Raw genomic sequence first — 19,988 nt, 5'->3', positions numbered from 1 at the left:
CGGTGGAGTGCGGGACGGGCGGACAGCCCCCTGTGACCCAGGCGACGTGGTGTGCCCCACACGCTGAGCGAATGTGGAACGAGGCGAACCGGTCGTAGCGTTGAAGATTGTCAAGGGGACTTGCAGGTTCCAGGTTCCGTACGGGGACTCGTGGTTTTGGGATACGGCAACGATGGAGAAGCGTGTGATGAGGGACAGTAGGCGGCGCAAGGGTCTGACGGCCGCGTCCGCCCTGCTCGGTGGTGTGCTGGTGCTCTCTGCGTGCAGCGGAGGCGACAGCGACAGTGCCTCCAAGGGCGACAGCGGTACCGACACCTCACAGGCCAAGGCCGACGAGGCGGCGGCCGAGAAGACCTCCGAGGCCCAGATCAAGATCACACCCGGGGACGGTTCCAACAACGCCTCCATCAACAACGCGGCCCAGGTGGCGGTGGCCAAGGGCACCCTCACGGCCGTGGAGATGACGACGGCGGACGGCAAGGCGGTCGCCGGCGAGATATCGGCGGACAAGACCAGCTGGAAGCCGAGCGGCCAGCTGGAGCGCGCCACCACCTACAAGGTGACGGCGACGGCGGCGGACGCCAAGGGCCGCGCCGCGCACGAGAACGCCTCGTTCACCACGGTCGCCGCCGCGAACAGCTTCGTCGGCTACTTCACCCCCGAGGACGGCTCGACCGTCGGTGTGGGCATGCCCGTGTCGATCAACTTCGACAAGGCGATCACCGACAAGGCGGCCGTGCAGAAGGCCGTCACGGTCAATTCGACCAGCGGGCAGGAGGTCGTCTGCCACTGGTTCAACGACACCCGCATGGACTGCCGGCCCGACGACTACTGGCAGGAGAACTCCACCGTCACGCTGAAGCTGGCGCTCGACGGCGTGGAGGGCGCGAAGGGTGTCTACGGCGTCCAGCAGAAGACGGTCACCTTCAAGATCGGCCGTAACCAGGTCTCCATCGTCGACGCCAAGACGAAGACGATGAAGATCACCCACAACGGCACGGTCATCAAGACCATCCCGATCTCCGCCGGTTCGCCCGACAACAAGACGTACGAAGGCAAGATGGTGATGTCGGAGAAGTTCAAGGAGACGCGCATGAACGGCGCGACCGTGGGCTTCACCGACGACGACGGCAAGGGCGAGTACGACATCAAGGACGTGCCGCACGCCATCCGGCTGACCACGTCCGGCACCTTCGTGCACGGCAACTACTGGGCCGCCGACTCCATCTTCGGCAGCGTCAACACCAGCCACGGCTGTGTCGGCCTGAACGACACCAAGGGTGCCAACGACCCGAACAGCGAAGGCTCCTGGTTCTACAACCACTCGATCATCGGTGACGTCGTCGACGTCCGGAACACCGGCGACAAGACCGTCGACCCGGCCAACGGACTCAACGGCTGGAACCTGAACTGGGCTGACTGGAAGGCGGGTTCGGCGGTCTGATCCGTCGGTACTTCCGTCGGTACTCCGCTGTCCCCGATTGTCTGGCTCTGACTCCCTGGTTTTCGAGGGCGGTTGCTCATCCGAGCAACCGCCCTCGGTGTTTTCCGGGGTTTCCAGGGCTCCTCAAGCTTCTGAAACCGTTTTCCGAGGGTGATCACAGCCTTCTCATGCTTCTTTTATGCGGGACTTATCGCGTCGTCACGTGGTGTCCCTAGCTTGCGGCCATGTTCTTCACCTACCTGAGGCGCGAACTGCGCCGCCGCAGAAAAGCGGCACTCGTCGTCGCCTCCGGGCTCGCGCTCGGCATCGCCCTGGTCATCGTGGTCACCTCGGTCTCCGCGGGCATGTCGAAGGCGCAGGACAAGGTCCTGGAGTCGCTGTACGGGCTCGGCACCGACATGACCGTCACCAAGGCCGCCGCGGCCCAGACGGGCACCGGTGACACCCAGCGGCGGCGCTTCCAGTTCGACGCGCGGAACAACGACTCCGCCGCCGAGCAGAGCAGCGACCGGGTGTTGGTCCAGGGCTTCCAGACCCTGGCCGCCTCCACGGTCACCAAGGTCGATACGCAGAAGGGCGTCTCGGACGCCGTCGGCGGACTGAGCCTCCAGGTCATCAAGGTCAGCGGTCAGTTCCGGCAGGGCCAGTTCCGGCAGGACCAGCAGAGCGGCGGCGGCAACCAGGGCGGCGGATACCCGCGCGGCGGCTCAACCGGCGCTCCGCAGGGGCGTGTCGAGGGCGGCGGCGCCAACTTCGACGTCAACAACTACTCGGTGTACGGCACCGACGTCACCAAGCCGGCCCTCGGCCCGCTGACCTCCTCGAAGATCACCAGCGGCCGTACGTTCACGACCGCCGAGACGAACGCCAAGGTCGTGGTCGTCGACGCCTCCTACGCCAAGGAGAAGAAGCTCAAGGTCGGCAGCACGGTCACCATCAAGAGCGTCAAGTACCAGGCCATCGGCATCGCGACCCCCGAGAGCGGCGACTCGGCGGCCAACCTCTACATCCCGCTGCAGCAGGCCCAGACCCTCAGCGACTCCAAGGGCAAGGTCACCACGATCTACGTCCAGGCGACCGACTCCCAGCAGATCAGCGCGGTCAAGTCGACGATCCAGAAGAACATCTCGGGTACGACGGTCACGACGTCCGCCGATCTCGCCAGCACCGTCTCCGGGTCCCTGTCCACCGCGTCCGACCTGGCCTCCAACGTCGGTAAGTGGCTGTCCATCGCGGTGCTCGTCGCCGCCTTCCTGGTCGCCGGCCTGCTCACCTCCGCGGCCGTCTCCCGGCGGGTGCGCGAGTTCGGCACGCTGAAGGCGCTCGGCTGGAAGTCGGGCCGGGTCACCCGGCAGGTCGTCGGCGAGGCCGTCGTCAACGGGCTGGTGGGCGGCGCCCTCGGTATCGCGCTCGGCCTCGCAGGCGCGTATGTCGTCACCGCGATCAGCCCGGAACTCCAGGCGGAGGTGGGCAGTTCGGGCGGCAACGGCGGTCCCGGCGGCGGGGGCGGCTTCCCCGGCGGCGGCTTCGGCCGACAGGCCGCGGCCAAGGCCCTGACGGTCGCGCTCACCGCGCCCGTCGCACTCTCCACCATCGCCCTCGCGGTCGGCCTCGCGGTCGCCGGCGGCCTGATCGCCGGCGCCTTCGGCGGCTGGCGCGCGTCCAGGCTGCGCCCGGCGGACGCGTTGAGGCGAGTCGAGTAGGTCGGCCTTTGGCCGGCGGGGCTGGATTTCCTCAGGGGCGCGGGGCTGCATCCATATGCGGCTCCGCCGCGTGAGCGCGACCAGCCCCCACCCGCCGGCAGCCGGCAGACGACAGCTTGCCCCCCAACCCCACTCAGGAGTCACCCACATGTATGAACTCAAAGGCGTGGTCAAGCGCTACACCCGAGGCAGGGAAACCATCGACGCCCTCGCCGGCATCGACCTGACCATCGCCGACGGCGACCGTCTGGTCATCCAGGGCCCCACCGGCGGCGGCAAGTCGACGCTGCTGCAAATGCTCGGCGGCCTCGACCGGCCCACCGAGGGAATTATCGATCTCGACGGAACAGATCTCGCCAAACTGTCCGAGAGCCGCCTCACCAAAGTCCGCAGCGAGAACATCGGCTTCGTCTTCCAGAGTTTCAATCTCATTCCGACCCTGTCCGCCCAGGAAAACGTCGAGACCGCTCTCGTGCCGCTGGGCGTGAAGGGTGGGGAACGGCGTGACCGGGCCGCCGAGGCGCTGAAGTCGGTGGGGCTCGGGGAGCGGCTCGGGCATCTGCCGGGGGAGATGTCCGGTGGTCAGCAGCAGCGTGTCGCCATCGCTCGTGCGCTGGTCAAGCAGCCGAAGGTGCTGCTCGCCGACGAGCCCACCGGCAACCTCGACGAGTCGATGCGCGACGAGATCATGGACGTACTCGAAACCATGTGGAAGGAGCTCGGGCTCACTTTCATCATGGTCACGCACGATTCGGCGATCGCGAAGAAAGCCCCGAGGGTGGCGACCATCCGTAAGGGAAAGATCACTGTGAAGGAGAACGCCGGTACGTAAAGCGCGCAAGATTTCGTAACTGGCTCGTAACAGCCAACGCGTAATCGTCCAGTCTATTGAGCGGCTGATCACCCCTCGGCATAATCCCGGTCGGGGGGTGTGCGCTCACGCGTACGGGACTCCCCCTTGCCGGGTGAACGGGGAACTGCCCGGTACTCAGCCAGCGCTCCTGGGGGAGACTTGCGCACAAAAGTGAGAAAGGCATGCGTGGCAACCATCGCCACGGCAGCCACAGTTGCTCTCGCGGCGGGCATGACCAGCCCGGCTTCCGCGAAGGCCGACGCGAAGGGTGAGCAGCGCGTGACCAGCGCTGCCCAGAAGCTCAAGCCCACGCACCGCATCACACTCATCACCGGCGACCGGGTCGCCGTCGACGCCAAGGGCCGTGTCGTCGGCCTGGAGCGGGCGGCGGGCCGCGACAAGATACCGGTACAGATCCGCAAGATCGACGGGCACACCCTCGTCATACCGGCCGACGCCGCCCGGCTCGTGTCGAGCGGCAAGCTCGACCAACGCCTGTTCGACGTGACGGAGTTGAACAAGGCGGCGGCCCGGAGGTCCCAGCAGAAGGGACTGAAGGTCATCGTCGGCTACTCGGGGGCGGCGACCGCCACCAAGGCCGACGTCCGCCAGGCCGGCACCCTCCGTCAGACCCTGAAGTCCCTGAACGCGGACGCCGTGCAGACACCGCAGAAGGACACTCCCGAACTCTGGGACGCGGTGACCAACGGCGACAAGACCGCCGCCGGGATCGCACACATCTGGCTCGACGGCACCCGTACGGCCAGCCTCGACAAGTCCGTCCCGCAGATCGGCGCGCCGAAGGCGTGGGCGGCCGGCTACGACGGCAAGGGCGTCAAGATCGCCGTCCTGGACACGGGGGTCGACGCCACCCACCCGGACCTCAAGAACCAGGTGATCGAGGCCAAGAACTTCTCCACGGCCGCCACCACCGCCGACAAGGTCGGGCACGGCACGCACGTCGCGTCCATCGCGGCGGGCACGGGAGCCAAGTCCGGCGGCAAGTACAAGGGCGTCGCACCCGGCGCCAAGATCATCAGCGGCAAGGTCCTGGACGACACCGGTTCCGGTGACGACTCGGGCATCCTCGCCGGTATGGAGTGGGCGGCCGCGGAGGGCGCCCAGGTCGTCAACCTCAGCCTCGGCGGCCAGGACACCCCCGAGGTGGACCCGCTGGAGGCGATGGTCAACAAGCTGTCCGCCGAGAAGGGCATCCTCTTCGCGATCGCGGCGGGCAACTCCGGTCCGGAATCGGTCGGTTCACCGGGCAGCGCCGACGCGGCGCTCACCGTCGGCGCCGTCGACGACAAGGACCTGCTGGCCGACTTCTCCAGCACCGGCCCGCGCCTCGGCGACGGCGCCATCAAGCCGGACGTGACCGCGCCCGGCGTGGACATCACGGCCGCGGCGGCCCCGGGCAGTCTCATCGATGAGGAGGTCGGCGAGAAGCCGCCCGGCTACCTCACCATCTCGGGTACGTCGATGGCGACGCCGCATGTGGCGGGCGCGGCGGCGATCCTCAAGCAGGAGCACCCGACCTGGACGTACGCCGAGCTCAAGGGCGCGCTCACCGGGTCCGCGAAGGGCGGCAAGTACACGCCGTTCCAGCAGGGTTCGGGCCGGATCCAGGTCGACAAGGCCATCAAGCAGACCGTGATCGCCGACCCCGTGTCGCTGAGCTTCGGCACGCAGGCATGGCCGCACACCGACGACACCCCGGTCACCAAGCAGCTGACGTATCGCAACCTCGGCACGGCCGACGTCACGCTGAAGCTGGCGGCGACCGCGACCAACCCGAAGGGCCAGGCCGCTCCGGCCGGCTTCTTCAAGCTGGCCGCGACGACCCTGAAGGTCCCGGCGGGCGGCAAGGCCGCGGTCGGCTACACCGTCAACACCAAGCTCGGCGGCACCCTCGACGGCGCGTACTCCTCGTACGTGACGGCGACGGTCGGCGCCCAGAGCGTCCGTACGGCGGCGGCGGTCAACCGCGAGGTCGAGTCGTACGACGTCACGATCAAGCACATCGACAAGGCCGGTCAGCCGACAGGCGAGTACAACACGGTCGTCATCGGCTACGCGGGTCTGGCCCAGGACCGCTACTACCAGGTTCCGACGGCCACCACCGGTACCACGACCATGCGTCTGCCCAAGGGCACGTACCTCCTGGACGGGTGGATCGCGAAGGACTTCACCAAGCCCGACCTGGGCGGTGAGGGCCTCGACTGGGTGGTCCAGCCGAAGCTGGCGGTCACCAAGAACACCTCGGTGACGATCGACGCCCGTACCACCAAGGCGGCGGACATCACGGTGCCGGACGCCGACGCCAAGCCGCTGAGCGTGATGGTCGACTACATGTACGACTCGCCGGGCATCGGCATCGGTGTGTCCCTCGACTCCTTCGCGAACGTGCGGATGGCCCACCTCGGCGCGGAGGTCACCGGCCTCTCGCAGACCTGGTTCGGCCAGTTCAGCAAGGGTGCGGGCGCGGAGTACGACGCGATCACCACCGCCAAGGTCAAGAAGATCACCGGCGACAAGGTCCGCCACTTCAAGGCGAGCGACTTCGCCACGGTGTCGAACCGACTCGGTGGCGGAGCGCCGGGCAGGACCGGCGCGCTCAGCGCGACCGCCTTCCTGCCCGAGGACTTCGCCTTCGGCACCCTCGTCGAGCAGGCGCTGCCGGGCACCCGTACCCAGTACGTGTCCACGGGCGAGAAGGTCCAGTGGCTGTTCGACTTCACCCAGTTCAACGGCAAGGACGCGGACGGCTTCTCGATCCCCGAGGCCTACTACACGCTCGGTACCCCGCAGACGCTGAAGGGTGGCGGCACGTACGCGCGCACCTGGAACACCGCCGTCTTCGGGCCTCGGCTGCTCCCGGACTACGGCATCTACCGTGACGGCAACTCCATCTACGGTCTGGTGCCGCTGTTCTCCGACGGCGCGGGCCACCCCGGCTCGTCCGACTTCACGTCGGTGGCGACGACGCTCTACCGCAACGGCCAGAAGGTCGGCACGAACGACGACCCGATGTTCGGCGGCAAGGTGTTCACGGTTCCGGCGGGCGACGCCGCGTACAAGCTGACGACGTCCGTCAAGCGCAGCGTCAAGGTCGCTCAGGCGTCCACGCGGATCGACGCGAGCTGGACGTTCCGGTCGAAGAAGCCGGGGGTGGACGGGGCCAAGCTCCCGGCGTCCTCGGTGCGCTTCAACGCGCCGGTCGGCCTGGACAACAAGGTCACGGCCGGTACGAAGGTCACGTTCCCGGTCGTCGTCGAGGGCGCGGCGCGCGGCAGCAACCTGAAGACGCTGTCCGTGTACGCGTCGTACGACTACGGCAAGACCTGGAAGAAGCTGACGGTGAAGAACGGCAAGGTCACCGTCGTGAACCCGGCGAAGGGGGCGGCGATCTCCTTCCACGCCAAGATCAGCGACAAGCAGGGCAACAAGTCGACGATCTCGATCTACAACGCGTACTACGGCAAGTGAGCCGCCGGTGACGTGCTGACGCCACGGCCCGTCGGGGGGACTCCTCCGGCGGGCCGTTCGCCTGCACGGAGACGTGGAGGAGCGAGGAGAACGGCGAGGGGAAGGGCGAGGAACGGAGTGGCGGCCGGGTCAGGAACCCGTACCCGCCCTCGTCGCGTCCCGGCCCCAGCTGGCCAGCAGGCGCAGGCCCTCCGCCGAGGGTGACCCCGGTTCCGCGTGGTAGACGATCAGGGTCTGGTCGCTGTCGTCCGGGAGTCTCAACGACTCGTAGTTCAGGGTCAGTTCACCCACCAGGGGGTGCCGGAACCGCTTCACCCCGTGGCTCTTCTCCTTGACGTCGTGGGTCGCCCACAGCCGCCGGAACTCCTCGCTCTTCACCGACAGCTCACCCACCAGCGCGGCCAGCCGAGGGTCCTCCGGATAGCAGCCGGCGTCCATCCGCAGATAGGAGACGATGTCGATCGCCTTCTGCTCCCAGTCCAGGAACAGCTCGTGGTACTCGGGCCGCAGGAACACCAGCCGCGCCCAGTTCCGGTCCTGCGGCTGCAGCTCGGTCCAGTCCCCGAAGAGGGACGCGGCCATCGCGTTCCACGCCAGGATGTCCGAACGCCGCCCGGCGACGTACGCCGGTACGCCGTCCATCGTGTCGAGCAGCTGCAGCAGCGTCCCCCGTACGACCTGCGCCCGCACCGACGGCTTCTTCTTGTGCTGCTTCGGCTTGGCGAGGTGGGTGAGGTGGGCGTGCTCGGCGCCCGTAAGCCGCAGCGCGCGGGCGATGGCGTCCAGGACCTCCGCGGAGACATTCAGCCCGTTGCCCTGTTCGAGGCGGGTGTAGTAGGCCACCGACACCCCGGCCAGCTGCGCCAGCTCCTCCCGGCGCAGCCCCGGTACCCGGCGGTGCCGTCCGAGGTCCGGCAGCCCCACGTCCTCCGGCTTGAGCCGGGCCCGCCGGGTGCGCAGGAACTCACTGAGCTCGGCACGCCGGTCCAGAGCCCCGGGGGTGTTCGCCGGATACGCGGATTCGGGCTGTTCGTCCATACGGTCCAGTATCGCCGGTCGTACGAACACGAGCCTGACCCCGCCAGTGGTAGGACCGCTGGACGTACGCAAAGGCGTGGACTGGGTGAACGGGGGAACGTTCGGCAGACTGGTCGTCGTGCGCGGTCAGAAGGCGGCCGGGCACGCAATACCCCTAGGAGAACTCCCGGCATGACCACTGTCGCTGCATACGCCGCCCCCTCCTCCAAGGCTCCCCTGGAGCGCACCACCATCGAGCGTCGAGAGGTCGGCGAGTTCGATGTCCTGATCGACATCAAGTTCGCCGGTATCTGCCACTCCGACATCCACCAGGCCCGCGAGGGCTGGGGCGAGGCGATCTTCCCGATGGTGCCCGGCCACGAGATCGCCGGTGTCGTCGAGGCGGTCGGTTCCGGTGTCACCAAGTTCGCGGTCGGCGACCACGTGGGTGTCGGCTGTCTGGTCGACTCGTGCCGCGAGTGCGAGAACTGCGAGGCCGGCCTGGAGCAGTACTGCACCGGTGGCAGCGTCGGCACGTACAACGCCCTCGACAAGAAGGGTGAGCCGACGTACGGCGGCTACTCCGAGAAGATCGTCGTGGACGAGAGCTTCACCGTCCGCATCCCCGACGGCCTCTCCCTCGACGTGGCCGCGCCGCTGCTCTGCGCCGGCATCACCACGTACTCCCCGCTGAAGCACTGGAACGCCGGCCCGGGCAAGAAGGTCGCGATCCTCGGCATGGGCGGCCTCGGCCACATGGGCGTCAAGATCGCGCACGCGCTCGGCGCCGAGGTCACGGTCCTCTCGCAGTCCCTGCGCAAGAAGGAGGACGGCCTGAAGCTGGGCGCGGCCCACTACTACGCGACCAGCGACAAGGCCACCTTCAAGGAGCTGCGCGGCACCTTCGACATCATCCTGTCGACGGTCTCGGCCCCGCTGAACCTGGACGCCTACCTGGCCCTCCTCAAGACGGACGGCGCGTTCGTGAACGTGGGCGCCCCCGAGGAGCCCGTCGCACTGAACCTCTTCTCGGTGATCGCCGGCCGTAAGACCCTCGCCGGCTCCGGCATCGGCGGCATCCAGGAGACCCAGGAGATGCTGGACTTCTGCGCCGAGCACGGCCTGGGCTCGGAGATCGAGCTGATCAGCGCCTCGGAGATCAACGAGGCGTACGAGCGGGTCCTGGCGAGCGACGTCCGCTACCGCTTCGTGATCGACACGGCGACGATCTGACGTCCTGTGCGTCCTGCACGTCCTGACGTCTGGATGTTCGCGTGATGCTCGGTCGAGGGCCCCGGCGAGTGGTTGGCGCCGGGGTCCTCGACGCTGTCGGGATCTGGGAAGAGGGAGAGCCCCCTCGGTCAGCCGGTCAGCCGGTCAGCCGGTTCCGCTGGTGTCGGCGAATGTCCACACCGCGTGGGCGCCCGGGCCGACGGTGAGGGTCGAGTGGCCGAGTTGTTCCTCGTGGCGGTAGGACACGGGGTGGTTGAGGGACATCTCGACGCGCCGCATTCCCGCGTGTTCGCGCGTGACGACGTCGTAGCGGATCGTCGTGCCGCCGCCCTGGGCGACGATGCCGCCGTTCGCCACCGATCTGACGGCGAAGCCGCCGGCCCGCAGCAGTGGCACGGTGGATGCGAGGTCGCGTGCGGTGACCGCCAGGCGGACCGAGGTGATGTTCCGCATCAGGTGGTCGCGGTAGAGGTCGGACAGATAGCGTTCCCGGCCGACGTCACCGGGGAAGGCGGCCGGCTCGGTGTTGCTGCGTGGGTCGGCGAAGTACTCGGGCGTGTACTCCATCGCCCAGGCACCGTACGCGTCGTACTCGACCGTGGTGAGGACCGCGTCGAACCACGGCACCGGGACGCCGTCGCCGAAGTCCCGCGTCTGCTGGAACAGGACCGGGTCGGTGACGCCCTGCTCCCGCAACCGCTGGATCACGGTGGCCTGATCGCCGTCGCGCTCGGTCGACAGTCCGGTGCCGGCGGAGCCGAGGGTGCCGTCCTGGCCGGGTACGTCGCCGACGCCGAACAGTTCGAGGTAGGTTTCGCGGCCCATCAGATAGCGGCCGGTCCAGGTCTCGCCGCCGGCGCCGGTCGTGGTGCGGACCTGGAAGTTGGCGAACTCCCGAAGGTAGGCGGAGTGTTCGACGGCGTCGGCGGTCTCCCGGTCGAACACCCCGTAGGCGTGGTTGTAGTAGAGCAACTGCCGTTCAGGTGACGGTGGTTGGTTCTCCTGGGCGGGCGCCGCGTTCGCGGCACCTCCCTGCACCGCCGCTGCGAGGGCCACAGCGATGACCATGATCATCCGTAACGTTCTTCGAAGCAGCATGTGAGCGATCGTAGGACGGAGGATTTGCGTCCGCTGGTGATTTCCGGGACGCCTGTGCCCGCGTCCTCGATCGACGCTGACGCACAATGGGGCGGTGATCGACGGTACTTCGCCGGCAACGGCCGTCCCCCCGCCGCCTCGGTTGATCGGCGACGACCGACTGACCGGGCACTCCGTCGTGGCCAACAGCACGATGAACCGGGAACGGGTCCTGACCGGCGTCAACAGCTACGCGCGTGAACTCGGCTTCGACCCGGCCGAGTTCCTCGACGGTCGCGGCCCGGCCCCCTCCTGGCTCGACCTGTGCAGCGGCGAAGGCCAGGCCCTCCGCGCGGCCGCCCGCCAGCTTCCCCGGGCCGTGATCACCGGCGTGGACCTGGTCGGCCCGCTCCGGCGGACAGTCCTTCCCGACGGCCTCGAACTCATCACCGCCGATCTCGGCCAGTGGTCCCCGGCCCGCCGGTACGACCTCGTCACCTGCGTCCATGGCCTCCACTACATCGGCGACCGCCTCGCCCTCCTGGAACGGGCGGCCTCCTGGCTCACCGACACCGGCCTCCTGGTCGCCCACCTGGACCCGGCGACCCTGCGGCGTCCCGACGGCACCGACGCCTCCCGCCCCGTCCTCGCGGCCCTGCGCGCCGCCGGCTTCGACTACTCGGCCCGGCACCATCGGTTGAGCCTGCGGGGCGGGAGGTCGGTCAGGCTTCCCTTCACCTACCTCGGGGCCGATCCCGACGCGGGCCCCAACTACACCGGGCAGCCGGCCGTCGCGTCGTACTACCGCGACGGCGGACCGTAGGCGTCGTACGGCTGGCTGTGCGGTCTCCTCAGCGTGGGGACCGCACGGCCGTGGGTCTGACCGTAGGGCCGTGGGTCTCCTCAGCGCGGGGCGTCGCCGACGAGCACGAACGGGGCGCGGCCCTCGCCGCCGTCCGGCAGACGCCAGCCGGCGGTGATCTGTCCCCGGGCCCCGGTCGGGTCGAGACCCTCGGCCCGCTCCTCCGGCGGCGCGAGGATTCGCGTCACCTGAAGGGCCAGGGCGCTCGCCGGCCCACTGTCCGCCCCGGTTTCCCCTACGACTTCAACTACGACGGCGGTGCCGTCCTGACCGTCGGTGACGGCGAGGGACCCGACCTCGGCGGAGAAGCCCGCCGCCGTGAAGTGACCGACGACCGTGGGGTCAGGAGCGCCGCTCACACTCTGGGCCTGCGCCACCGCGCGGCCCTGGAGCAGCGCGAGCAGCTCGGCCACGAGCACCGGGTCATGGGCCCCGTCGTAGATCCAGCGCTTGCCCAGCACCCCGTGCTCGGACGTCCCCACGAGTGCCTGATCGGCTCCGCCCAGCGGCGCGTCCCGGTAGCTGAGCGGCACGTGGTAGGAGACCGGGGTGTCACCGGAGGTGTCCGTGACCACCATGAACTCGATACCCACCTCCCCTTCCGGGTCGTCGAGCCGAAAACCCCCGGCCTTGGTCAACTCCGGCTCCCGATCTGATGCGACATACCAGGGCCGGGTGGGCAGCCAGGCCGCGAGCAGCTCCAGCTTGCCGGGGGACATGGTCGTGTTGTGGATGACAGCCATGCCTCGTGAACCGGCCTGGGGGGCCGATGATTCCCCGGCCGGGGCCGGCGTCCGCCGGTCAGGTGCGGGCCCCGAGTGCGCGGCGGCGTGCCCGTGCGGGTGCCCCGTAGGTCCTCGTCCAGCCGGAACCCGTACGGCGATACTTCCCTCCTTGTGAGACGTGATGATCTCCGCCGAGCAGTCCCGGCCGACCGGGGGTCACGTGGTCGTCACGCTCAACTCGGCTGCGGTGCACACGACTTGTTCACGTTCTTGTCGCTGATCCTCACGGCTCGGCGTGGGGCGGAGGGCGCGGGAGCAATTACCGTGCCCGGAAGATCGACGGAGCGCACAGTTCCGGCACAGGGGGATGCGTGACAGCCGTGCCGTACCCGCGACCTGATTCAGAGTTCACCGTTCATGGTTCAGCGTTCAGAAAACGTTCTGGAGACAAGCCCGATGAAACTCGCCAAGCGACTCGTCCTCGCCACCACAGCTCTCGCCGCCGTAGCCGCCGGCACGCTCGCGAGCGCGACGGTCGGCCAGGCCGCCGTCTCGCAGCCCGCCCGGCACGGCGTCGACGCCCCTGCCGCGCTGAAGGTCCCCGCCGGCAACAGACTCACCGGTGTCTTCTCCGCCGCGGGCGTCCAGACCTACACCTGCAGCGACGGCGCCTGGAAGCTGCTGGAACCCGCCGCCACCCTGTGGGCCAGGAACGACCGTTCCCACCGCCCCGTCGCCCTCCACTCCCGTGGCCCGGTCTGGGTGTCCACGGTGGACGGCAGCGCGGTCAACGCCGCCGCCGTCGCCAACTCCCCCAAGACGGGCACGATCCCTGAGCTCCTCCTGAAGTCCACCACCACGCGCGGCGCGGGCGTCTTCGCCGACGTCTCCTACATCCAGCGCCTCGACACCCACGGCGGCGTCGCCCCTGCCGCCGCCTGCACCGGTACCGACCAGGTGAGCGTTCCCTACTCCGCGACGTACGCGTTCTACAAGCCGGCCAAGTAGTTGTGGATTAGTCGTGGATCGTCAACTTCCATGATTTCAGGGTCAGAAGCGACCTGACACGACGGGCCCCGGTGCTATCAGCCATCGGGGCCCGCAGCGTCCCCTGCCGGATCGTCCGAGGCGGCGACCCGGCGTCTGTCAGGCCGAGTACGCGGTCCTCAGTTCGTCGAGATCGAAACGGCACCACACCGTCTTGCCGCCTCTGATCCCCGCTGACCACCACACCGACTCGGCCAGTCGCTGGGCGATCAGCAGTCCGCTCCCCCGGTCGGGCAACAGCGCGTCGGCGAAATCGTCCGCTGCCGCAGGCGACACGAACTCGCCCGGCGGAAGCTCGGGCGGAGTCGAGTCCTCGTCGGAGACTCCGAGTACGAGGATCTCGGGGTGCGTCATCAGCGAGACATCGATGCGTCGTCCGGTGCCCGAACGCGCGAGACAGCCGTCCGGCACCGCGTGATGCACGATGTTGCCCACCAGCTCCGACACGACGAGCCGCACTGCGTCAACTGCGTGCGGCAGCCCCCATGTTCGGAAGTACGAGCCGACCATGTCGCGCGCGGCTTTGGCGCAGTTCGGGGATTCCGCCGAGAGGGTCAACGCCCGGAAGTGCCCATTCGCGGGATCGTGCACCGAGCGAGCCGTGGCGCCCACCGGCGAGGCGTGGGCCGGGGTCGCCGCAGCCCTGCTGCTTTGAGTCGTCATGCCGATCACGCTAGGCAGTAGAGCGATTACGCATCAATGGCACTTTGGTGAGGCCGCAGCGCGAAGTGCCACGCGGCGTTACGCGGCGAACTACAGAGCTACGCCGACCGCGTCGGCAAGGCTCCGCATCTCCGGAGTCAGTGTGCGACGACGGGCGATCACCCGACTGAAGATGTCCCGCGCGTACCGCTGGTTGGGAAGCCATTGAGGAGCGTCCGCCCGGATTCTTTGCAGGACCTCGATGTGAACTCTCCATGTAGAGGGGCGCGTACTCGGCGGTCGTCAGCAGTTCGTTGCGCTCGCGCAGCGGCAGTTCCAGCGACTCGGCCAGGCGTACCACCATGTTCCGGCCTGGAGCGGACCTGCCTGACTCCATGAAACCGACGTGCCGTTGGGTGGTCCCCGCCCGTAGCGCCAGATCGAGTTGGCTGGACCGACGGCGGGTGCGGCGTTCGCGTAGAGCGCTGGGGAAGTCCATGACATCCGTTGTAACGGGGGCCGCGGGGCCCGGCCATTCGAGGACACGTTGAAATCGGTGGGCGCGTCGGACGGCGTACTCGACGGGACGACGTTGATCGATCCCACGAACGCTGTGGCACATGGTGTCGGCACGCTGCTCACCGGACAGGGGGAGTCCCCGCCGACCGGTGGACGAGCCCGCCCGATGGCGGCCGGTCCCGGGTGACGGTGGCGATGTGCGGCGACGATACGGCGGCACTGCGCGTCGTCGGTGAACTGGTGCGGGACGTCGGCGGTGTCCCGGCGACTCTGGGCGCCCTCGATCCCGTCCGTCAGCCGGAGGAGGTGGCGGGGTTCGTCATCGGCCTGGCTTTCGCGGGCTTCGACCCCAACTCCGCCGTCCCCCAGGTCCCCGTAGCCGACCATCGCGGCAGCGCACAGCGGTAGCCGTACCTCCAGTGCCGTGCGGAATTGCCCGGAACCCTCGTGCGTTGAGAAAGCGGGCGAGGGCTGCCGGTGGTTTGTGGGCCGAGTAGCCCGAGTGAACGAGCCGACACGAATTGGAGGGCTGCAATGGCTGCGCAGACGCAGAGGGCCGTGCTGGCGGGCGGATGCTTCTGGGGGATGGAGGAGTTGATCCGCCGTCTTCCGGGCGTGACGGCGACCCGGGTCGGCTACACCGGTGGTGATGTGCCGAACGCCACGTACCGCAACCACGGCACGCACGCGGAGGCCATTGAGATCCTTTTCGACCCCGAGGCGACCGACTTCCGCGCGATCCTGGAGCTGTTCTTCCAGATCCACGACCCGAGCACCAAGAACCGCCAGGGCAACGACATCGGCCTCAGCTACCGTTCGGCGATCTACTACGTGGACGACGAGCAGAAGCGGATCGCCGAGGACACGATCGCGGACGTGGACGCCTCCGGCCTCTGGCCCGGCAAGGTCGTCACCGAGGTGGAGCCGGTCGGCCCCTTCTGGGAGGCCGAGCCCGAGCACCAGGACTACCTGCAGCACTACCCGAACGGCTACACCTGCCACTTCCCGCGCCCGGGATGGCGGCTGCCCGCCCGCACGGAGGGCTGACCGCGAGAGGGGGGGAGGGGGGAGGCCGCGGGAGGTGGACCTCCCGTGGCCTGCCCGCCAAGGGGGCCCCAGCTCACCCCAGCCGCCGCCCCCGCCGACTCCTGTCCCGTCTCCGGCGCTACGACCGCCCGCGCCGTCGTAGCGCCACGGCAAGGCTCTCACGTACCCGTCGACCAGCCTGAACTGCTCGATCGCGGCCTCGTCGCGGAAACAGGACGTCAAAAGGGGCGCTCTTCTCCCGCTTCTCCACCCCCGGGGCGCCTCCGCCCGCCGCTGTCACATCACCGGCGCCGTCCCCACGCTCACCGCAGCAGCGACGCCGGGCTTCCGCCGTTCGCCTCGTACCCCGCGACCGCCAGCGCCCGGTACACCGCGAACTCCGACGCCGGGTCGGCGGTGAGGGTCCAGGGGAGGGCGCCCACGTGGCCGTCCACGTGCACCAGCTGGCTCATGGCCTCCGCCCAGCGCTCGGAGCGCACCAGGAAGAAGATCAGCAGATGGCGTACGTGCGCGAGCATCGGGTCGTCGGGGCGGGCCGCGTGGACCGCGAACAGCGCGCCGTGGATCGACTTCGTCACCACCTCGCTCTGGTAGAAGCCGCTGACCAGGTTCACCTCGGGAAGATGCTCGAAGACCGCGAACAGCGGCAGCGCCGCGAGCAGCGAACCCTCGGGAGCCCGGGCCGCCGCCGCTTCCGTGAACGACATCGCCAGCGCGCGCGAGCCGTGCCACTTCTCGCACCAGTAGTGCAGCGCCGCGAGATGCGCCCCCATGTGTTCCGGAGCCCGGTCGAGGATCTTCAGCCAGAGCTGCTCGAACTCCGGCCGGGAGTACGCCAGCCCGCGCGCGACCGACAGCTCCACGATGTACGGGACCGGGTCACCGGGGGAGAGGAGCGCCGCGTCGCCGCACGCCGCCTTCGCCTCCTCCATGATGATCCGGAACTCGTCCGTCCCGGGCGTCGACGTCCGCCACGCCTGCTGCACCAGGAACTCCGCGTGCACCGCCGCGCCGCCCGCGTCCTTGGGCATCTCCGTCCGCCACACCCGCAGCCACTGGCCGCCCGGCGTCTCGCTCACCCCGCCGGGGCGCTGCCGCAGCTCCAGCGACGCGGCGCCCGCGAAGGCCTGCACGCGCTGCCAGCGCCGCTCGCCGTCCTTCTCCGTGCCGGCGAGGAGCTGCGCCGCCGCTCTGTAGTCCTGGGTGCGCTGCACGACGTCCAGGACGTCCAACAGGTCCTGGTCGGGGCCGGGCATGCGGATGTCCAGCGCCTCCTGCCGCACGAAGCCGTAGTTCGCCGGGTCCGCGGCGTCCGGGTCCCCGGGGGCGACCTGCTGAATACCGGCACTTCTGCGCCGCATGAACGGCAACACCACGAAGCCCAGCATGACCAGCGCCATCAGGACCCAGAGAATCTCCATGCCCCAAGCGAACCAGACGCCTCTGACAATTGGCGAACCAGGCCCGTCCCGGCCCGCCCCTCGCCCGCCCCGCACCCGGCCCCACCGGCGGAGGGCGTCATCGAACCCACGAGCGCACTACCCTCGGTCCACATGAGCGACAGGCACATCAGTCAGCACTTCGAGACCCTCGCGATCCACGCGGGCAACACCGCGGATCCCCTCACCGGCGCGGTCGTCCCGCCGATCTACCAGGTCTCGACCTACAAGCAGGACGGCGTCGGCGGGCTGCGCGGCGGATACGAGTACAGCCGCAGCGCCAATCCGACCCGCACCGCCCTCGAAGAGAACCTCGCGGCCCTGGAGGGCGGTCGCCGCGGTCTCGCGTTCGCGTCCGGACTGGCGGCCGAGGACTGCCTGTTGCGTACGCTGCTCAGCCCCGGCGACCACGTGGTCATCCCCAACGACGCCTACGGCGGCACGTTCCGGCTTTTCGCGAAGGTCGTCGCCCGGTGGGGCGTGGAATGGTCGGTCGCCGACACCAGCGACCCCGCCGCCGTACGGGCCGCGCTCACCCCGAAGACCAAGGCCGTGTGGGTGGAGACCCCCTCCAACCCGCTCCTCGGCATCACCGACATCGCCGCCGTCGCCCAGATCGCCCGCGGCGCGGGCGCCCGGCTCGTCGTCGACAACACCTTCGCCACGCCCTACCTCCAGCAGCCGCTGGCCCTCGGCGCGGACGTCGTCGTGCACTCCCTGACCAAGTACATGGGCGGCCACTCCGACGTCGTCGGCGGCGCCCTGGTCACCGGCGACCAGGAACTCGGCGAGGAACTGGCGTACCACCAGAACGCGATGGGCGCGGTCGCCGGGCCCTTCGACTCCTGGCTGGTGCTGCGCGGCGCCAAGACGCTCGCCGTGCGGATGGACCGCCACAGCGAGAACGCCACCCGGATCGCCGACATGCTCACCCGGCACGCGCGCGTGACGCGAGTTCTGTACCCCGGGCTGCCCGAGCACCCCGGTCACGAGGTCGCCGCCAAGCAGATGCGGGCGTTCGGCGGCATGATCTCGTTCCAGGTCCAGGGCGGCGAGGAGGCGGCCGTCGAGGTCTGCAACCGCGCCAAGGTGTTCACGCTCGGCGAGTCCCTCGGCGGCGTGGAGTCCCTGATCGAGCACCCGGGGCGCATGACGCACGCGTCCGTCGCCGGGTCGGCCCTGGAGGTGCCGGGCGACCTCGTACGCCTCTCCGTGGGCATCGAGAACGTCGACGACCTCCTGGAGGACCTCCAGCAGGCCCTCGGCTAGGCGAGCCGGAGACCCGGTCACCGAGACCGGGTCTCACCAGCCGTTCACGGGTGGAGTCGTCTGCGACGGCGGCACCACCCACGGCTGGACCGTCGCCGCCCACACGCTGAACACGAGCACCGCCGCGATCAGCAGCAGCCACATCAGCCGCCGCGCCGCCTGCCTGCGCCGCAGCATGCGGCCGCCGCGCCGTACGACCTCCACGTACAGGTCGGGCGGCACCGGGGGCGGCCTGCCCTCCATGATCTGCCGCGCGGCGACCTCCCGGTCCCGCCGGCTCATGACGGCACCACCTTCGGCCCGGCCACGACCGGCGGCGCCGGGCCCCGCGGCGGGTGCAGCAGCAGCGCCGTCGCACGGTCACAGATCGCGTGGACACGCTCCGTGGGCAGGCCCAGCAGCGCAGCCGTCTGCTCCTCGCCGACCCCCTCGTACAGCCGCAGGACCAGGATCAGCCGCTGCTGGGGGGTGAGTACGGCCAGGGCGCTGCCGGGGTGCGAGCGGGCCCGGCCGAGGCCGCCGTACTGGTGCCATGCCTCGCGCGCGAAGCGCACGGCGAGGTACTGGCGGGCCCGGTCGTACGGGTCCTCGCCGCGCATCCGGTCCCAGCTCGCGTACGTGTGCGCGAAGGCATGCGTGAGCAGGCGCCGCGCGCGCGGGTTGTCCTGCGGCGCCTCCGCCGTGAGCAGCGTGGCCGTGTGCAGCAGCCGCCCGGCCGCGCCCGCGACGAACGCCTCGAAGTCCCGACCCGGTCCGGCACCGGGGGACGCCTGCCGTTCTCGCACCGTGCCTCCCGCCGTACGACAAGGACCCGGTCTCATCTGAGGCCAGGTGCCGCCCGCCGGTCAAGAGCCAGGAAGCAGCAGTCCGCCGAGCGGCGGCCCCGCGCGCGTGGGCAAGGGCCTGTCGTCGCGTTCCCCGTCGTCCGGCCGAAGGGCGGGTTCGGTGCCCGCCGCGGTGAGAGCACGCGCACGGCGTCGCCGCAGGCGGGAACTCGACGACAGGCCCCAGGGTCTCGGCACCGGTGTCAGGAGGCGGGTCCCGGGTCCCCCACCGGGATGCCCTGGGCGGCCTGACGGGCGGAGAGCGCGGTGTTGAAGCGCGTGAGGAGCGTGCAGAACACCTCGCGCTCCTCAGGCGCCCACTCGTGCGTCAGCTCGGCCATCAACTGGCGCCTGGACGACCGCACTTCCTCCAGCCGCGAGAGCCCGCGCGGAGACAGCTGGAGGACCACGGCACGGCCGTCCTCGGGGTGCGAGGTGCGCTTGACGAGGCCCGTGTCGACGAGCGGAGCCACCTGCCGGGTGACCGTCGACGAGTCGATGCCCATGCTCGCCGCGAGCGCCTTGACGCCCATCGGGCCTTCCTTGTCGAGGCGGTTGAGCAGCAGATACGCGGCGCGGTCCATCGAGTTGCGCACCTGCCCGACTCCCCCGAGCCGGGTCTGTTCGGCACGGCGCGCGAACACCGCGACCTCGTGCTGCAACGTGTCGAGGAGACCGGTGTCACCGACGGTCGTCATGTCCATCGACATTTCAGGTGTTGTGGGCATGGCCGGGGGCTCGCTTCATGAAAGGGGGTGCTGGGTTGGGGGACAGGGTACGCGGCCGGAAGGCGGGCCG

General features: G+C 69.5%; 18 protein-coding genes and 2 pseudogenes. 10 read left to right on the top strand and 10 right to left on the bottom strand.

Features of this window, described 5'->3' with window-relative positions; translation table 11 throughout:
* Positions 1-172 precede the first annotated feature (172 nt).
* From QA861_RS15930 to QA861_RS15915, 4 genes are all read left to right on the top strand, one after another.
* A complete protein-coding gene (locus tag QA861_RS15930; RefSeq protein ID WP_334588984.1) occupies positions 173-1,444 on the top strand; it encodes a L,D-transpeptidase in 1,272 nt (423 codons plus the stop codon).
* Between the two features lie 224 nt (positions 1,445-1,668).
* Positions 1,669-3,147, top strand: a complete 1,479-nt coding sequence (locus QA861_RS15925; protein WP_334588983.1) for an ABC transporter permease — start codon at positions 1,669-1,671, stop codon at positions 3,145-3,147.
* A gap of 148 nt (positions 3,148-3,295) precedes the next feature.
* Positions 3,296-3,979 carry an ABC transporter ATP-binding protein gene (locus tag QA861_RS15920; RefSeq protein ID WP_334588982.1) on the top strand — a complete coding sequence of 228 codons (684 nt, stop codon included), beginning with the start codon at positions 3,296-3,298 and terminating at the stop codon, positions 3,977-3,979.
* Between the two features lie 252 nt (positions 3,980-4,231).
* A complete protein-coding gene (locus tag QA861_RS15915) occupies positions 4,232-7,489 on the top strand; it encodes a S8 family peptidase (RefSeq protein ID WP_334590569.1) in 3,258 nt (1,085 codons plus the stop codon).
* A gap of 129 nt (positions 7,490-7,618) precedes the next feature.
* Here QA861_RS15915 and QA861_RS15910 read toward each other — a convergent pair whose 3' ends face one another.
* Positions 7,619-8,527 (bottom strand): helix-turn-helix transcriptional regulator, encoded by a 909-nt coding sequence (locus QA861_RS15910; RefSeq protein ID WP_334588981.1) that lies wholly within the window; start codon positions 8,525-8,527, stop codon positions 7,619-7,621.
* 171 nt (positions 8,528-8,698) lie between these two features.
* Here QA861_RS15910 and QA861_RS15905 point away from each other — a divergent pair, with 171 nt between their 5' ends.
* The gene (locus QA861_RS15905; protein WP_334588980.1) at positions 8,699-9,739 is read left to right on the top strand and encodes an NAD(P)-dependent alcohol dehydrogenase; all 1,041 of its coding nucleotides are present in this window, start codon (positions 8,699-8,701) and stop codon (positions 9,737-9,739) included.
* Positions 9,740-9,883: 144 nt separating this feature from the next.
* On the opposite strand, the gene QA861_RS15900 is transcribed toward QA861_RS15905, so the two are convergent.
* Positions 9,884-10,813: a DUF5829 family protein gene (locus QA861_RS15900; RefSeq protein WP_334590568.1), complete on the bottom strand. Its 930-nt coding sequence runs from the start codon at positions 10,811-10,813 to the stop codon at positions 9,884-9,886.
* A 118-nt stretch (positions 10,814-10,931) separates the two neighbouring features.
* Here QA861_RS15900 and QA861_RS15895 point away from each other — a divergent pair, with 118 nt between their 5' ends.
* Positions 10,932-11,639 carry a class I SAM-dependent methyltransferase gene (locus tag QA861_RS15895; protein WP_334588979.1) on the top strand — a complete coding sequence of 236 codons (708 nt, stop codon included), beginning with the start codon at positions 10,932-10,934 and terminating at the stop codon, positions 11,637-11,639.
* Between the two features lie 80 nt (positions 11,640-11,719).
* On the opposite strand, the gene QA861_RS15890 is transcribed toward QA861_RS15895, so the two are convergent.
* Positions 11,720-12,421 carry a maltokinase N-terminal cap-like domain-containing protein gene (locus tag QA861_RS15890; RefSeq protein ID WP_334588978.1) on the bottom strand — a complete coding sequence of 234 codons (702 nt, stop codon included), beginning with the start codon at positions 12,419-12,421 and terminating at the stop codon, positions 11,720-11,722.
* 438 nt (positions 12,422-12,859) lie between these two features.
* Here QA861_RS15890 and QA861_RS15885 point away from each other — a divergent pair, with 438 nt between their 5' ends.
* Entirely contained in the window at positions 12,860-13,411 is a 552-nt protein-coding gene (locus QA861_RS15885) for a DUF3455 domain-containing protein (RefSeq protein WP_334588977.1), read from the top strand.
* A gap of 138 nt (positions 13,412-13,549) precedes the next feature.
* Here the strand turns inward: QA861_RS15885 and QA861_RS15880 are convergent, their stop codons facing one another.
* From QA861_RS15880 to QA861_RS15875, 3 genes and pseudogenes are all read right to left on the bottom strand, one after another.
* Positions 13,550-14,113, bottom strand: coding sequence for an ATP-binding protein (locus tag QA861_RS15880; RefSeq protein WP_334588976.1), 564 nt, complete (start codon positions 14,111-14,113; stop codon positions 13,550-13,552).
* Positions 14,114-14,203: 90 nt separating this feature from the next.
* A pseudogene (locus tag QA861_RS47045) lies at positions 14,204-14,350 on the bottom strand (transcriptional regulator); the annotation flags it as partial.
* Positions 14,334-14,591 (bottom strand): annotated as a pseudogene (locus tag QA861_RS15875) (helix-turn-helix domain-containing protein); the annotation flags it as partial. The pseudogenes QA861_RS15875 and QA861_RS47045, both read right to left, overlap by 17 nt.
* 215 nt (positions 14,592-14,806) lie before the next feature.
* On the opposite strand from QA861_RS15875, the gene QA861_RS15870 reads away from it, so the two are divergent.
* Together QA861_RS15870 and msrA are read left to right on the top strand one after the other, a co-directional pair.
* Positions 14,807-15,019 (top strand): hypothetical protein, encoded by a 213-nt coding sequence (locus QA861_RS15870; protein ID WP_334588975.1) that lies wholly within the window; start codon positions 14,807-14,809, stop codon positions 15,017-15,019.
* 126 nt (positions 15,020-15,145) lie between these two features.
* Positions 15,146-15,658, top strand: coding sequence for a peptide-methionine (S)-S-oxide reductase MsrA (gene msrA / locus QA861_RS15865; protein ID WP_334588974.1), 513 nt, complete (start codon positions 15,146-15,148; stop codon positions 15,656-15,658).
* Positions 15,659-15,960: 302 nt separating this feature from the next.
* Here msrA and QA861_RS15860 read toward each other — a convergent pair whose 3' ends face one another.
* A complete protein-coding gene (locus QA861_RS15860; protein WP_334588973.1) occupies positions 15,961-17,079 on the bottom strand; it encodes a hypothetical protein in 1,119 nt (372 codons plus the stop codon).
* A gap of 132 nt (positions 17,080-17,211) precedes the next feature.
* Here QA861_RS15860 and QA861_RS15855 point away from each other — a divergent pair, with 132 nt between their 5' ends.
* Positions 17,212-18,366 (top strand): cystathionine gamma-synthase, encoded by a 1,155-nt coding sequence (locus QA861_RS15855; RefSeq protein WP_334588972.1) that lies wholly within the window; start codon positions 17,212-17,214, stop codon positions 18,364-18,366.
* Between the two features lie 33 nt (positions 18,367-18,399).
* Here the strand turns inward: QA861_RS15855 and QA861_RS15850 are convergent, their stop codons facing one another.
* The 3 genes from QA861_RS15850 to QA861_RS15840 all read right to left on the bottom strand — a co-directional run bounded on the left by QA861_RS15850 (position 18,400) and on the right by QA861_RS15840 (position 19,900).
* Complete coding sequence (locus QA861_RS15850; RefSeq protein ID WP_334588971.1) at positions 18,400-18,648, bottom strand: hypothetical protein; 249 nt, start codon at positions 18,646-18,648, stop codon at positions 18,400-18,402.
* Positions 18,645-19,151 carry a sigma factor-like helix-turn-helix DNA-binding protein gene (locus QA861_RS15845; protein ID WP_334588970.1) on the bottom strand — a complete coding sequence of 169 codons (507 nt, stop codon included), beginning with the start codon at positions 19,149-19,151 and terminating at the stop codon, positions 18,645-18,647. The genes QA861_RS15850 and QA861_RS15845 overlap by 4 nt, the downstream gene beginning before the upstream one ends.
* Before the next feature lie 242 nt (positions 19,152-19,393).
* The gene (locus tag QA861_RS15840; protein WP_334588969.1) at positions 19,394-19,900 is read right to left on the bottom strand and encodes a MarR family winged helix-turn-helix transcriptional regulator; all 507 of its coding nucleotides are present in this window, start codon (positions 19,898-19,900) and stop codon (positions 19,394-19,396) included.
* Positions 19,901-19,988 lie beyond the last annotated feature (88 nt).

The organism is Streptomyces sp. B21-083 (assembly GCF_036898825.1).
Taxonomy (GTDB): domain Bacteria; phylum Actinomycetota; class Actinomycetes; order Streptomycetales; family Streptomycetaceae; genus Streptomyces.
The sequence above is the reverse complement of the archived record's forward strand: the minus strand, read 5'-3'. Positions and strand labels throughout refer to the sequence as shown.